The organism is Streptomyces poriferorum (genome assembly GCF_019399235.1).
GTDB classification, from domain to species: Bacteria; Actinomycetota; Actinomycetes; order Streptomycetales; family Streptomycetaceae; genus Streptomyces; species Streptomyces poriferorum.
Window position 1 is genome coordinate 1 of record NZ_JAELVH010000181.1, and the last position, 13,352, is coordinate 13,352.

General features: G+C 73.7%; 13 protein-coding genes and 1 pseudogene. 6 read left to right on the forward strand and 8 right to left on the reverse strand.

The annotated features are described in order from the left end of the window. Positions 1–410 (forward strand): annotated as a pseudogene (locus tag JGS39_RS26925) (DUF5107 domain-containing protein); the annotation flags it as partial. Between the two features lie 13 nt (positions 411–423). Here JGS39_RS26925 and JGS39_RS26930 read toward each other — a convergent pair. From JGS39_RS26930 to JGS39_RS26940, 3 genes are all read right to left on the reverse strand, one after another. Beyond that, on the reverse strand, positions 424–780 hold the full coding sequence (locus tag JGS39_RS26930; RefSeq protein ID WP_148021867.1) for a VOC family protein: 357 nt from the start codon (positions 778–780) through the stop codon (positions 424–426). 103 nt (positions 781–883) lie between these two features. Continuing rightward, on the reverse strand, positions 884–1,693 hold the full coding sequence (locus JGS39_RS26935; protein ID WP_219572175.1) for a class I SAM-dependent methyltransferase: 810 nt from the start codon (positions 1,691–1,693) through the stop codon (positions 884–886). A gap of 195 nt (positions 1,694–1,888) precedes the next feature. Continuing rightward, positions 1,889–3,394 (reverse strand): bifunctional phosphatase PAP2/diacylglycerol kinase family protein, encoded by a 1,506-nt coding sequence (locus tag JGS39_RS26940; protein ID WP_219572176.1) that lies wholly within the window; start codon positions 3,392–3,394, stop codon positions 1,889–1,891. A 250-nt stretch (positions 3,395–3,644) separates the two neighbouring features. Here JGS39_RS26940 and JGS39_RS26945 point away from each other — a divergent pair, with 250 nt between their 5' ends. Together JGS39_RS26945 and JGS39_RS26950 are read left to right on the forward strand one after the other, a co-directional pair. Next, entirely contained in the window at positions 3,645–4,418 is a 774-nt protein-coding gene (locus JGS39_RS26945) for an IclR family transcriptional regulator (RefSeq protein ID WP_219572177.1), read from the forward strand. Beyond that, positions 4,415–5,266 (forward strand): SMP-30/gluconolactonase/LRE family protein, encoded by an 852-nt coding sequence (locus tag JGS39_RS26950; protein WP_219572178.1) that lies wholly within the window; start codon positions 4,415–4,417, stop codon positions 5,264–5,266. Before JGS39_RS26945 ends, JGS39_RS26950 begins: the two co-directional genes overlap by 4 nt. 117 nt (positions 5,267–5,383) lie before the next feature. On the opposite strand, the gene JGS39_RS26955 is transcribed toward JGS39_RS26950, so the two are convergent. The 3 genes from JGS39_RS26955 to JGS39_RS26965 form a co-directional block, all read right to left on the reverse strand. Further along, positions 5,384–6,367 carry a hypothetical protein gene (locus JGS39_RS26955; protein WP_219572179.1) on the reverse strand — a complete coding sequence of 328 codons (984 nt, stop codon included), beginning with the start codon at positions 6,365–6,367 and terminating at the stop codon, positions 5,384–5,386. Positions 6,368–6,551: 184 nt separating this feature from the next. After that, a complete protein-coding gene (locus JGS39_RS26960; RefSeq protein ID WP_219572180.1) occupies positions 6,552–7,580 on the reverse strand; it encodes a zinc-dependent alcohol dehydrogenase in 1,029 nt (342 codons plus the stop codon). Next, positions 7,577–8,731: a mandelate racemase/muconate lactonizing enzyme family protein gene (locus JGS39_RS26965; RefSeq protein ID WP_219572181.1), complete on the reverse strand. Its 1,155-nt coding sequence runs from the start codon at positions 8,729–8,731 to the stop codon at positions 7,577–7,579. The genes JGS39_RS26960 and JGS39_RS26965 overlap by 4 nt, the downstream gene beginning before the upstream one ends. A gap of 265 nt (positions 8,732–8,996) precedes the next feature. Here JGS39_RS26965 and JGS39_RS26970 point away from each other — a divergent pair, with 265 nt between their 5' ends. Together JGS39_RS26970 and JGS39_RS26975 are read left to right on the forward strand one after the other, a co-directional pair. Further along, the gene (locus JGS39_RS26970) at positions 8,997–10,247 is read left to right on the forward strand and encodes an aminotransferase class I/II-fold pyridoxal phosphate-dependent enzyme (RefSeq protein ID WP_219572182.1); all 1,251 of its coding nucleotides are present in this window, start codon (positions 8,997–8,999) and stop codon (positions 10,245–10,247) included. Between the two features lie 36 nt (positions 10,248–10,283). After that, positions 10,284–11,348, forward strand: coding sequence for an MBL fold metallo-hydrolase (locus tag JGS39_RS26975; RefSeq protein ID WP_219572183.1), 1,065 nt, complete (start codon positions 10,284–10,286; stop codon positions 11,346–11,348). A gap of 15 nt (positions 11,349–11,363) precedes the next feature. Here JGS39_RS26975 and JGS39_RS26980 read toward each other — a convergent pair whose 3' ends face one another. Both JGS39_RS26980 and JGS39_RS26985 read right to left on the reverse strand, forming a co-directional pair. Further along, complete coding sequence (locus tag JGS39_RS26980) at positions 11,364–11,990, reverse strand: DedA family protein (RefSeq protein ID WP_219572188.1); 627 nt, start codon at positions 11,988–11,990, stop codon at positions 11,364–11,366. Next, positions 11,990–12,772 (reverse strand): MBL fold metallo-hydrolase, encoded by a 783-nt coding sequence (locus JGS39_RS26985; RefSeq protein ID WP_219572184.1) that lies wholly within the window; start codon positions 12,770–12,772, stop codon positions 11,990–11,992. The genes JGS39_RS26980 and JGS39_RS26985 overlap by 1 nt, the downstream gene beginning before the upstream one ends. 174 nt (positions 12,773–12,946) lie before the next feature. Between JGS39_RS26985 and JGS39_RS26990 the strand changes: the two genes are divergently transcribed. Further along, positions 12,947–13,351 carry a hypothetical protein gene (locus tag JGS39_RS26990; protein ID WP_219572186.1) on the forward strand — a complete coding sequence of 135 codons (405 nt, stop codon included), beginning with the start codon at positions 12,947–12,949 and terminating at the stop codon, positions 13,349–13,351. Position 13,352: the final 1 nt, after the last annotated feature.

Below are 13,352 nucleotides of genomic sequence, written 5' to 3' on the forward strand. Positions count from 1 at the left end.
AGGAGAGCGGCCAGCGGGACAGGGCGGCCGACCACTACGCGGAGGCGTTCGGCGGCCTGTGCGCGGAGCGGTGCGACGACGGCGAGGCCTGGACGGCGGCCACGGCGGCCCTCGGCCGGGAGGCGATCGAGGCGCTGCTGGCCGCGGGCCGCACCGCCGGTGCCCGCGCGGTCTGGACCGGCCTGCTCCCGGACATCCGTCTGCGGGGCCGCTTTCGTCTCCTGGAGGCGCGCCTCCTGCTCGCCGAGGGCGACCGGGCGGCGGCCCGCGCCCTGTTCGACGAGGGTTTCGAGGTCGCCGATCTGCGCGAGGGTGCGGAGATCCTGGACGAGGTGTGGGCCGAGCTCACCGCACCCACCGGAGAGCCGCTGCCGGACGCGTACAACTACCGGATGCGGCCGCGGGGCTGACGCCGGGGGATTCTCAGCCGGCCGGGCGGTTGCGGTCGACGTACTCGAAGACCGAGCCGTCCGGATGCACCGCGATCAGGTTGCGGCCGGCGGGGGTGGGCACCGGGCCCGCGATGACGCGCGCTCCGACCCGGGTCAGGGAGGCGTGGGCCTCGTCGACGTCCTTCACCGCGATCGTCGCGGTCACCTTGCGCAGGATCTCCAGCTCCGACTCGGGGCCGCTCATCAGCAGAAAGCAGCCGATGGCGGCGACGGAGACCCCGCCGCGTTCGAAGCGCAGCGCCGGACTGGCCGTGAGGTCCTCGTAGAAGGCCACCGCGGCCTCCAGGTCGTCGACGCAGATACGCAGCGTGGTTCCCAGGATTTCCATGCCGAACAGGGTAGTTGGCCGGTCAGCGGTGTGTGATCGATTCGGCGGAGGGGAGCGGGGCGGCCCGGGGGCCGGCCCCTGCGCCGGCCTCCGGGTGCTGGGATCAGGCCCGGCAGAGGATCTCGCCGTGCGGGACCATGAACCAGCCGTCGCCCTGCTCGCCCCAGGTGCGCCAGGCCTCGGAGATCGCGGTGAGCTCTTCGGCAGTGGCGTGGCCGCCCTCGACCACCAGCTTCGCGTAGACCGAGCCGACCGTGCGGTCCGCCCACAGGCCGCTCCACCAGTCCCGGCTCTCCGGGGTGGCGAAGCACCAGGAGGCGGCCGTCGGGGTGATGTCGGTGAAGCCCGCTTCGCGCGCCCAGGAGAGCAGCCGGCGGCCCGCGTCCGGCTCACCGCCGTTCGCCCGTGCCACCCGGCGGTACAGCTCCAGCCAGCCGTCCATCACCGGCGACTCGGGGAACCAGCTCATGGCCGCGTAGTCGCTGTCGCGGGCCGCGACGATGCCACCGGGACGGCAGACCCGCCGCATCTCGCGCAGCGCCTGCACCGGGTCGCCGACGTGCTGGAGTACCTGGTGGGCGTGGACCACGTCGAACGAGTCGTCGGGGAAGTCCAGGGCGTGCACATCGGCTACGGCGAACTCGACGTTCTCCAGGCCGCGTTCGGATGCGGCGTCGGCCGCCTGGGCGAGGATCTCCCCAGTGGTGTCGACCGCGGTCACCCGGCCCGGGGCGACCAGTGCGGCCAGGTCCGCGGTGATGGTGCCGGGCCCGCACCCGACGTCCAACACGCTCATGCCGGAGCGGAGTTCACCGATGAGGTAGGCCGCGGAGTTGGCGGCGGTGCGCCAGCGGTGCGAACGCAGCACCGACTCGTGGTGGCCGTGGGTGTAGACGGCGGTCTCCTTCGGCATGACCGTGCATCCTCTCTCGGAAGCGAACCGCGAAACGCGGGCCGCAAAGCGCTGATCGGTACGGTCACCGTATGCCCTGATGCCGAATAATGAGATGGGCATCTTGCTATATGGACGTGTGCGGGCTCGCGTGCCGACACGAAGGGGCGGCCGACTCGGCGTCGGCCGCCCCTCGTTCGTCCGGTCCGGCCGGTCTCAGGCCGGTCTCGGGCAGTAGACCGTCAGCGCCTCCGGCAGCTTGTCGATCATCAGGTCGCCCGTGCTGTGCGCCACTTCGCCGTCGTACGCGTACGGGGTCCCGGGCTTCAGCCCGGAGATGCGGATGCGCCGACGCCGTTCCGCCGCGTGGATGGGGGAGCGGGTCAGGGGGCCGGCCACGGCGGCCGCCAGCAGCCTCAGCCCGGGGGTCCGGCCGCCGTGCACGACGCGTACGTCCAGCAGCCCGTCCGCGAGATTGTGCCGCCGGCCGGGCGCCGGGCCGACCCGCTGGAACAGGCCGTTGCCGACGAACAGCAGCCACAGGGGCCGTCTCCGGCCCTGCAGGTCGGCCTCCAGCGGACGCTGGCCGCGCAGCGCCTCGAAAGCCGCGACGACACCGGCCGGCCAGCCGCCGATCCGCGGGGCCCAGCGCTCGCGGGTCCGTACCAGTTCCGGATAGACGCCCAGGCTGAAGGCGTTGAGGAAGTAGCCGTGGGCGCCTCCGGGCCCGTCCGGTCCGGGCCGGAACCTCCCCAGGTCCACCCGGACCGCGTTTCCCGAACCGAGGGCCGCGCAGACGTCGGCCACGGTCTCGATGCCGAGGTCGTACGCGAAGTGGTTCAGCGTCCCGCCGGGGAACACCGCGAGTGGCAGCCCGTGCACGGCGGCCACCGCCGCCGCCTGGTTGACCGTACCGTCGCCCCCGCACACGCCCAGGGCCCGGCCGAGGCCGGCCGCCTTCTCCAGTTCGGTCGAGAGCTCCGAGGGCGGACACTCCACCACTTGCGCGTGCGGCAGGGCGTCCCGCACCAGCGACGCCGTGGCCGTGGCCGTCCCCGACTCCTGGTTGACGACGACGACCAGGTCCTGCCCGTCCGGCAGGGCGGGCGCGTCGGCGGGCGGCCTGCCCGGTGCGGGCAGCTGGCCCCGGGTCGGCACGAGGCCGCGCAGGGCGAACGCCGCCCCTATCCCGAGTGCGGCACCGGCCAGCACATCGCTCGGGTAGTGCACGCCGGTGTAGACGCGGGAGGCGGCCACCGACAGCGCGACGGGCGCGACGACCGCCCCCCAGCCCTTTGACTCCAGCGCCACCCCGGTGGCGAACGCGGCAGCCGAGGCGGCGTGCCCCGAAGGGAAGGACGTGGTGACGGGCTGGCGCTTCAGCTGCCGTATCACCGGAACGGCGTCCAGTATCGGCCGCTCGCGGCGCACCGCACCCTTGCCGACCGTGTTGATCGCGGCCGAGGCCACCGCCAGCGACGCGATTCCGCGCAGCGCGGCCCGCCGGGCCCGGGCGCTGCCGCCGAACGCGGCGATGCCGGCCGCCGCGCCGAACCACAGCAGCCCGTGATTCGCGCTGCGGCTGAGCCGCGGCAGCACGGGGCCGGCGGCCGGCCAGTGCCGCCCCGCCAGGTTCTGGAACACGGCCAGGTCGCTCCGGTGGAAGGCGCCCCGCAGCCCGGCGGGCCGCGGCAGAGGTGAAGGGAAGCTCGGTGAAGACATGGAACAGCGAATACCCTGCGCGCCCCCGCCGAACCGGCAGGCGCGCCCGAACCGGGCGCGCGGGCGCCTGTGCGGCGGCGCCACCCGTCGATCATTCACCCTCATACCAGCATAAAAGCGGTCAATCAGCCTTTGGGTCGGGTGCCGCACATCACCTCGTCATTGCCCCGGCAAGTGCGCCACGCTTAGCCTGTGTTCGTGATGCCGGTCACTGGCCGGAATGTCGAACACGAGAGGGTGGTGCACGACCATGGGGCGACTCGTCCCCGCGGTGACCCGGGCGCTGGACGTACTCGAACTCTTCCTCCACGGCGACGGTACGCTCTCCGCGCCCGAGGTGACCCGCAAGCTCCAGCTCCCGCGCACCACCGTCCATGAACTGCTGACCACGCTCGCCGCCCGCTCGTACCTGGTCACCATCCCGGACCAGCCCGGCCGTTACCGGCTCGGCGTCCGCACCTACCAGCTGGGCAGCCGGTACGCCGAACAGCTCGACCTCGCGGCCGAGGGGCAGCAGGTGGCCCGGCAGGTCGCGGAGACCTGCGGCGAGACCGTCCATGTGGCGATCCTGGAAGGCACCGACGTCATCTACATCGCCAAGGTGGACTCCACCCACGCGGTCCGCATGGTGTCGGCCGCCGGCCGCAAGCTGCCCGCCCACTGCACGTCGGTCGGCAAGATGCTCCTCGCGGCCCTGCCCGAACGAGAGCTCGACGCCCGCCTCGAAGGGCTCGAACTCACCGGGATGACCCCTGACAGCATCACCGACGAAGCGGCGCTGCGGGAGGCGCTCGCCTCCGTACGGGAACGGGGCATCGCGGTCGAGCACCGTGAGTCCAACCCCGATGTGAGCTGCGTCGCCGCGCCCGTACGGGACCGGTCCGGCCGGGTCGTCGCCGCGCTCTCCGTCTCCGTCCCCATGATCCGCTGGACGGAGGAGCGCGAGGCCGAACTGGCCGCGCTCGCCGCCGAGGGTGCGGAGGCGCTCTCCGGCCGGCTCGGACACCACCGGAGGGAGAAGTGAGCCGCCCGCACCTCGATGTCGCCGTACGGGAGCACGCCGCACTGGGGGAGGGCCCGACCTGGGACCCGGTCGCCGAGCGGCTGATCTGGGTCGACATCCTCTCCTCCCGGATCCACACCTACGACCCCGCGGACGGCCGGCGGACCGTCATGGCCACCGAGCAGCACGTCGGCGCGGCCAAGCCACGGGCCGGCGGCGGCCTCGTCGTCAATCTGCGCGACGGAATCGGGCTCTACGACCGGGACGGCGCCTTCCGCTGGCTCGTCCACGACGCCGAACCGGGACGGCGCGGGAACGACGCCGCGGTGGCACCCGACGGGGCGCTCTGGGCGGGCACCATGCGCTACGACGATTCGGAGGTCGGCGGCAGCCTCACCCGGGTCGCTCCCGACGGCACGGCCACCCGGGTGCTGCCCCTGGTGGCCTGCAGCAACGGCACCGGATGGAGCCCGGACGGCCGGCTGATGTACTACATCGACACGCCGACCCGCCGGATCGACGTCTTCGACGTGGACGGCCACCAGGTCACCGGACGCCGTCCGTTCGCGACCGTGGAGGAGGGCGCGGGTTACCCCGACGGTCTGACGGTGGACGCGGAGGGGGCCGTCTGGGTCGCCCTGTGGGACGGCGCCGCCCTGCGCCGCTACACGGCCGACGGCAGGCTGGACCGCGTCGTCGAACTGCCGGTGCGACGTCCCACGGCCTGCGCCTTCGGGGGCCGGGGCCTGCGCGACCTCTACATCTCCACCGCCCGCACCGGCCTCGACGCACCGCACCCGCTCTCGGGGTCGCTGCTGGTCCTGCCGGACGTCGGCCGGGGCCTGCCCGGCACCGCCTTCGCGGGCTGAGGCGCGGGCGCCAAGGAGGCCGGGCGGGTTCGGATCAGGGACCCGCCTTCGCGGGCTGAGGCGCGGGCGCCGGGGAGGCCGGGCGGGTTCGGCTGACGGGACCCGCCCGGCGGTGGATCACCGTGCCGGGAAGCGGCGCAGGGTGCCCGGCAGCCGGGAGCCCAGCGGCGACATGTTCCCGTCGGCGCCGTGCCGGGCCAGCAGGTCCAGGACCAGCCGGCCGCGCCGGACCCGCTCGCGGGCCGTCTCCAGGGCGACGTCGCGCAGATGGGCGCCGTACGGGTAGATCCCCGGCGCCTTGGACAGGCCGAACTTGAGGTAGAGCGGGGCGCCGCGCCGGATCAGCTCGGCCGCCTCGTACATCCGCACATATCCGCCGAGGTCGTCCGGGGCCTCGATGTACAGGTCCATCGGTGCCGCCGACGCGCGCCGGATCTCCGTGAAGTGAGCGAGCGTCAGGTCGGACGGGATGTTCACCGAGTCGGCCCCCAGCTGCTCGTACACGGCGAACGACGCGGGATTCACCGGGCCGACCAGGGCGGACACCTTGAACGTCGTGTCGGCGGGCAGCACGCCCCGCTCACGCAGCCGGTGCAGCGTCCACAGCACCCCCTCGTCCGCCACCAGCAGGCATTTCACGCCGAGTTCGCAGGCGCGCAGCGCGTCCTCGACGCAGCCGGCCAGGGCGTCGTGGCCGCGGGCGCGCAGCCCGGCCCCGCCCGAATCGGTGCGGAACGAGGCACCGGTGTCCCAGCTGCCGCGCGGACCCGTGAACAGGCAGAGCTCGATGCCGCGTTCGGCGCAGCCCTCGGCCATGTCGGTGATCTCGGTGTCACTGAGCATCCAGACGCCGCTGCCCTGGCTGACCCGGTGGACGGGGACATCGAGCCGCGCGCTCTCCTTCAGTACGACGGACAGCGCTTCGGGGCCTTCCACGGACGGGATCTCGGTCCGCCATGTGCCGCCGTCGGGAAAGGAGTGCGGGGACGCGTCGGCCGGGGAGGCGGCGGGGGCGCCGAGCCCGAGTGTGCTGAGCGCGGGCTCGCCCGGACGCCGGACGCCGGTACGGGATCCGGACGGGGCAGGGGATACGGAGGTCATGGGCGACCTTTCGTGTTCGGTGGGTCGGACGAGGTTCGGGTGAAAGAGCGACGGGCGGGACGGACCCGTGAGCCGGACGTGATCCGGACGAATGGCACGGGAGCGCGTGCCGGGCCCCGCGAGCCCGGCCTGATCCGGACGAGGGGCGCCCGGGGCTGTCCCGCCAGGAATTGCGGGACAGCCCTCAGGGGCGCATCAGCACCTTGCCCGTCCCCGCGCCGCCGCCCCCGACCAGCGCCACGGCCTCCGCGAACCGCTCCAGCGGGAACTCGTGCGTGATCAGGGCCGCCGGATCGAGCAGCCCCGCGGTGAACGCCCGCACCGCGTACGACCAGGAGGCGGAGGACGCCCCGAACACACTGCGCACCGTGAGCTGGCTCAGCGACAGGTGCACCGGGTCGATGCCGACGGCCCCCGGTGCGAACATCCCCGTGAGCACGATGCGGCCCCCACGCCGCGCGAGCAGGCAGGCGTCGGCCGCGGTGGTCGCGGCCCCGGCCGTCTCCACCACCAGGTCGTACCGGCCGTGCACCTCCGCGGCCTCCTTCGGCGCCAGGGCCTCGCTCGCCCCGAAACGCAGCGCCTGGCGCGCCCGTTCGTCCCGCGGATCGATCACCGTGAGCTCACCGGGGGACACCGCGGCGAGCAGCTGGACCGCCAGCAGCCCGAGCGTTCCCGCGCCCACGACCGCGATCCGCTCACCCGGCTCCGGGGCTCCGGCCCGTACGGCCGCGGCGACCACGGCCGCGGGCTCCAGGAGGGCTGCGGCGCGCAGGTCCGCGTCGTCGGCCAGCGGGTGCAACAGGCGCGCGGGCAGCACGACATGGTCGGCGAACGCGCCGGGCCGGGTGAAGCCCGTCTCGTCGTACCCCGAGGTGCACAGCGAGGTCTCACCGCTGCGGCACCGCTCGCAGCTGCCGCAGGAACGGAACCCCTCGGCGACCGTGCGCCGGCCGGTCAGGGCGGGGTCGACGCCGGCGCCCACCGCCTCGACGGTGCCCGACCACTCGTGGCCGGGCACCACGGGGTAGCGCACGTACTGCGGGTCGCGATGGCCGTCGTACACCTCGCGGTCGCTCATGCAGATCCCGGCCGCGGCCACCCGCACCCGGACCTCGCCGGGGCCGGGCTCCACTACCGGTCCCTCCGTCAGCCGGTGCTCGCCCGGCCGGTCGATCGTGATCGCCCGCGAGCGGGCAGGTGTGCCGCTCACTTGGGCTGCCTCTTCTCCCAGCCGTCGGCCCACAGGTCGAACCGGGCCTGCTGCTGCGGGAATTCGGCGGCGGCGTCGACATCGAGCTCCACTCCGAGACCGGGGGCGTCGGAGAGTTTGAAGCAGCCGGTCTCCGGGTCGACCTGCGGGGCGCCGCGTACGACCTTCTTGATGTCGGCGTCCGCGAAGTCGTTGAAGTGTTCGAGGATCTTGAAGTTGGGGGTGCAGCCCGCGACCTGGAGGCTGGCAGCCGTCAGCACCGAACCGCCGACGTTGTGCGGGGCGATCAGTGTGTAGTGGGTCTCCGCCGTCGCGGCGAGCTTCCGGGTCTCCAGGATGCCGCCGATGTGGCCGACGTCCGGCTGGATGATGTCGACGGCCTGCGACTCGAAGAGCTCGCGGAACTCGATGCGGTCGTGGATGCGCTCACCCGTCGCGATCGGCAGATCCACCTTGCCCGCCACCTTGGCGAGCGCCTTGAGGTTCTCCGGCGGCACCGGCTCCTCCAGCCAGGCCGGCCGGAACGGGGCCATCTCATGGGCGATCCGCACCGCTGTCGAGGGGCTGAAGCGGCCGTGCATCTCCAGCATCAGCTCGGTGTCCGGACCGATCGCGTCCCGGACCGCCTCGATGAGCGACACGGAGTACCGGGTCTCCTCCTGGCCCAGCTCGAAGTGGCCCGTCCCGAACGGGTCGATCTTCAGCGCCCGGTAGCCGCGCGCGACGACCGCAGAGGCGGCCTTGTGATAGGCCTCCGGGGTCCGCTCGGTGGTGTACCAGCCGTTGGCGTACGCCTTGACCCGGTCGGTGACCTTTCCGCCGAGCAGCTGCCAGACGGGAACACCGAGCGCCTTCCCCTTGATGTCCCAGCAGGCCATCTCGACGACCGCGATGCCGGACATGACGATCTCGCCGGCCCGCCCGTAGTCGCCGTACTTCATCCGGCGTACGAGATCCTCGACGGCGAACGGGTCCGAACCGGAGATGTGGTTGGCCTCCGCCTCGCGCAGATAGCCGATGAGCGCGTCGGTGCGGCCGAGCATCCGGGTCTCGCCCACACCGGTGAGGCCCTCGTCGGTATGGACCTGCACATAGGTGAGGTTGCGCCAGGGTGTTCCGACCACATGTGTGCTGATTCCGGTGATACGCACGGGAGTTGCCCCTCGACTTGTTCGATATTTCGGCACTCGTTCGAAATCCTGGCGTGACCGTAATAACGGGGCGGGGCGAGTGTCAATGGTGCCGTCGTTTCGCGGTCCCGTTCCCCGGCCGCCGGGCGGCCTCGCCGAAGCCGTGCTACGACCGTCCGGCGGGCTTCGCGGTAGCGCAGGCGCCCCGCTCCATTCCCTCGTATAAAGGGGCGGACACGGCCCGGCCGACGGGCACGGTGACCGAGCGGCGGCGAAGGAGGCCCGGATGGGCCGGGAGCGGACCGGACGTCAGGAGCCCGGCGGGCCAGGGGTCCGCGAGGACCGCGGGCCCGTACGGTACGGACCGCCCGCCCCGGACCCCGGCCTGCCCGTACTGCCCGCGCTGGCCGAGGTGCTGGCGGCCGCGGCGGGCCGCGGCGAACCCGAACCGGCCGGCGGCTCGGCCGCCCTGCGCGAGGCTGCCCGCGCCTACTGGGACCGGCGCGGACTGCACGGCGGCCCCGAGCACATCGCCGCCGCGCCGGGTACCTCACCGCTGGTGCTCGCCCTGATCGCCGCACACGGCGGCGACGTACTGGTGCCGCGCCCCTGTCCCGCCTCCTGGATCCCGCAGGCCCGGCTGCTGGGCAGGCCCGCCTACCAGGTCCCGACCCCGGCCGAGTGCGGCGGCGTCCCGGACCCGTACGCGCTCCTGGAGACGGTACGCAGGGTGCGCGCCGAGGGAGGCAGGCCGCGGCTGCTGCTGATCTCGGTGGTGGACGACCCCACCGCCACGGTCGCCCCGCCGGAACTGGTGCGTGAGGCGTGCGAGGCCGCCGTCGCCGAAGGGCTGCACATCGTCAGCGACGAGACGTGGCGCGACACCCTGCACCGGCCGCACGACACGGTGCTGCTCAGCCCGGCCGAGATGTGCCCCGACGACGTCACGGTCGTCTCCGACCTGGCGGGCGCGCTGACCCCGTCGGCCTGGCCGGTCGCCGTCGCCCGGTTCCCGGACACCGCGCGGTCCGCGGTGCGCCACGCCCGCACGCTCGACATCCTCACCGCGCTCGGCGCCCTCGTCGCGGGCCCGGTCGCGGCCGCCGCCGCCCACGCGCTGCACGAACCGGACGCCGTCACCGAACGCGTCCGCCGGGCCGCAGCCCTCCAGGCCCGGGTCGCCGCGGCCGCCCACCACGCGGTCCTGGCCTCCGGGGCGCTGGCCAGACCCCCGCAGGCGGGCCGCCACCTGTACGCGGACCTCGGCCCGCTGCGCTCCCGGCTCGCCGCCCGCGGGGTCACGGACTCGCTGGAACTGGAGGAGTACCTGACGGACCGCCTCGGTGCCCCGGCCCCCGGTGGCCACCGCTTCGGCGACGAACTGGGCGCCCTGCGGGTGCGGCTGGGCACCGGACCGCTGCTCGGCGCGACGCCGCGGCAGCAGACGGAGTCCCTCACCGCGGCCGAACCCCTCGAATTGCCGCATGTCGAGGCAGCGCTGAGCATGTTCCGGGCAGCCCTCGACGAACTCCGCTGACGCTGCGCCGACGCTCTGCGAGACGGGAGTCCCCCGATGACGGAACAGACAGAGCGCGCCCTCGCCCGGGAGCCGCGCGTGGTGTCCTGCGGAGAGGTCGTGACCCCGCGCCCCCTGGGCGAGGTGCGGTCCTGGCCCAGCAGCTTCGCCGACCGGCTCACCGCGCCTCTCCCCGGCCTGACGGGCATGTCCCGGCTGGCCCGGGAACACTCCATCCGGCCCAACGCCGAGGGACTGCGTGGAATCCACCGGCTGCCGTACGCCCCCGGGCCGCTCCCCGCCACCCCGGCCGGAACCACCTGCGTCACCTGGGCCGGGCACGCCAGCTGGATCATCCGCACCGGCGGACTGACCGTGCTCGCCGACCCCGTCTGGTCCCGCCGCATCCTCGGCACCCCGGCCCGGATCACCCCCGTCGGCGTGCCCTGGGACGACCTGCCGACGATCGACGCCGTCGTCATCAGCCACAACCACTACGACCATCTCGACGCACCGACCCTGCGCCGGCTGCCCCGGCACACCCCGCTGTTCGTCCCGGCCGGCCTGGGCCGCTGGTGCCGCCGCCGCGGCTTCGGCTGCGTCACCGAACTCGACTGGTGGGAATCGGCGGAACTGGACGGCGTCCGCTTCGACTTCGTGCCCTCGCACCACTGGTCCAAGCGCACCCTCACCGACACCTGCCGCTCGCTGTGGGGCGGCTGGGTCATCGAGGACACCACCGGGCCCGGCCGCGGACAGCGGATCTACTTCGCCGGCGACACCGGATACGGCCACTGGTTCACCGAGATCGGCCGCCGCCACCCCGGCATCGACCTCGCCCTGCTGCCCATCGGGGCGTACGAGCCGCGCTGGTGGCTCGCCGACGTGCACGCCGACCCGGAGGAGGCCGTGCAGGCGTACGAGGATCTCGGCGCCCGCGCCATGGCGCCCATGCACTGGGCGACCTTCCTGCTCTCCGCGGAGCCCGTACTCGAACCGCTCACCCGGCTGCGTACCGCCTGGCGACGGGCCGGCCACCCGCGCGAGCGGCTCTGGGACCTGCCCATCGGCGGCTCACGCATCCTCGACACCACCAGCGAACCGCGGACCCTCAGCGGCTGACCCGCACCCCGGCGGTCACCGCCCGGACCGGCCACGCAGCCGGTGCCACAGGGCCGGCGCCCCGCTGATCAGCAGCGTCAGACCCACCGCCGCCACGACACCCTGCCACGGCTCCGGGAACAGCGAACCGCCGAGGATCCCGATCAGCTGATACGTGGCCGCCCAGGCCAGACAGGCCGGCACATCGCCCCGGGCGAAGCGCCGCAGCGGCATCCGGCCCAGCAGACACGCCAGCATCACCGGGATCCGCCCCGCCGGCACCAGCCGGGACAGCACCAGCACCATCGCGCCGTGCTCGTCGAGCTTGCGCTGCGCCTGCGCGAGCCGCTCCGGCGCGGCCCGGTCGCTGATCGCCCGCAGCCACTTGGAACCGTTCTTCGACCGCACCCCGCGCTGCCCCAGCCAGTACAGGCAGATGTCCCCGAGGAACGCCGCGGACGACGCCACCGCGAACACGATCAGCAGAGAGAACGGCGACGACTGATGGAATGCCACCACGGCCGCCGAGCTCACCAGCGCACCCGTCGGCACCACCGGCACCAGGGCGCCCAGCGCCACCAGCAGGAACAGCGAGGGGTAGCCGACGGCCTGCTGCGTCGACTCGGTCGGCAGCTGCGTCGCCTGTCTGAGGAACTCGTGTATCACCCGGTGGCCCCCGGCCGCACACGCTCGCCGTGCTCCAGCCGGTGCACCGCCACCCCGGGCGCCCGCATCGCCGCCTGGCGGACGAACTCGTCACCCGGCGAGTGGAACTCGTGGGGCCGGACCCCGTCCATCCCGATGGGCCAGTACGTGCCGTAGTGGACCGGCACCGCGGCCCGCGGCGCGATCCGGACCAGTGCCTCGGCGGCGCGCCTCGCGTCGAGGTGGCTGTGGCCCAGATACGGCCCCCAGCCGCCGACGGGCAGCAGGGCCACGTCCACCGGACCGACCGCGTCCGCCATGTCGTCGAAGAGCCCGGTGTCCCCGGCGAAATACGTACGGGCCTCGCCCTCGACGACGTATCCGAGCGCGGGGGAGCGGTGCGGGCCGACCGGGAGGCGCCGCCCGTCGTGCAGGGCCGGCACAGCCCTGACCCGCACCCCGCCGACCCGCACCTCGTCGCCCGCAGCCACCTCGGTGATCCGCAGCCCGCGCATCCTGCGCAGCACCCGGAGCCCCGGCACCGCCCGGACCGCCCCCAGCGGGACGATCAGACGGGCGCCCGGGGCGATGCGGGCCAGGGACGGCAGGTGCAGATGGTCGGAGTGCAGATGCGAGATCAGCACGACATCGGCGACCGCGGCCACCGGGCCGGGCAGCTCACCGCGTCGCCGCCGCAGATGCGCGAAGCGCCGTACGAAAAGGGGGTCCGTCAGGACCCGCACCCCGGAGTCCTCGATCGTGCACGTGGCATGACCCCACCAGGTGATCTCCACCGGCACGTGCCGCCTCCTGCTCGTAGGACCTGCCGACGAGCCTACGGGGCGGACGGCACCGGCGGCGGCTCCCGGCGCACCCCGGCCGCTTCCGGGCGCCCCTTCCCGCCCTGACGTGCGCCTTCTGGAACGGGAATCCGGCCGGTAGGGTCGCAGAACGCCTAGCACGGGGGACAGTCAATGGGGGACGTACGCGTGGCGGCCATCGCCAGTCTCACGCCGCTGGAGGAACTCGACAGCGATCCGTTCCTCGTGGACACCCGCAGCCAGCACGCCATGTGCGCCCGGTGGGCCGCCGACCAGGGCTACGTCGTGACCCGGCAGCTGCGCTTCTACGGACTGCGCCCCGACCACCACGGACTCTGGGCCGACATCGAGGGCGGCGAGGTCGAACTCTTCGTCGCCCCCACCGACCGGGTGCTCGCCCGGGCCGTCGCCTCGGTCCCGCAGTTCGCCGCCGAGTGCGAGCGGCGCGGCGTACGCCTGGAGATCGCCGGTCTCGACGAACCGCACTACAGCGCCCGTACGAAAGCCAGTGTGCACCGCAGGCTCTCCATGCCGACCGCCGGCTACGACGGCTGCTGAC

Coding starts and splice junctions, on each gene's coding strand:
- JGS39_RS26930 (WP_148021867.1), bottom strand. CDS start 780: ATGGAAATCCTGGGAACCACGCTGCGTATCTGCGTCGACGACCTGGAG.
- JGS39_RS26935 (WP_219572175.1), bottom strand. CDS start 1,693: ATGCCGAAGGAGACCGCCGTCTACACCCACGGCCACCACGAGTCGGTG.
- JGS39_RS26940 (WP_219572176.1), bottom strand. CDS start 3,394: ATGTCTTCACCGAGCTTCCCTTCACCTCTGCCGCGGCCCGCCGGGCTG.
- JGS39_RS26945 (WP_219572177.1), top strand. CDS start 3,645: ATGGGGCGACTCGTCCCCGCGGTGACCCGGGCGCTGGACGTACTCGAA.
- JGS39_RS26955 (WP_219572179.1), bottom strand. CDS start 6,367: ATGACCTCCGTATCCCCTGCCCCGTCCGGATCCCGTACCGGCGTCCGG.
- JGS39_RS26970 (WP_219572182.1), top strand. CDS start 8,997: ATGGGCCGGGAGCGGACCGGACGTCAGGAGCCCGGCGGGCCAGGGGTC.
- JGS39_RS26975 (WP_219572183.1), top strand. CDS start 10,284: ATGACGGAACAGACAGAGCGCGCCCTCGCCCGGGAGCCGCGCGTGGTG.
- JGS39_RS26990 (WP_219572186.1), top strand. CDS start 12,947: ATGGGGGACGTACGCGTGGCGGCCATCGCCAGTCTCACGCCGCTGGAG.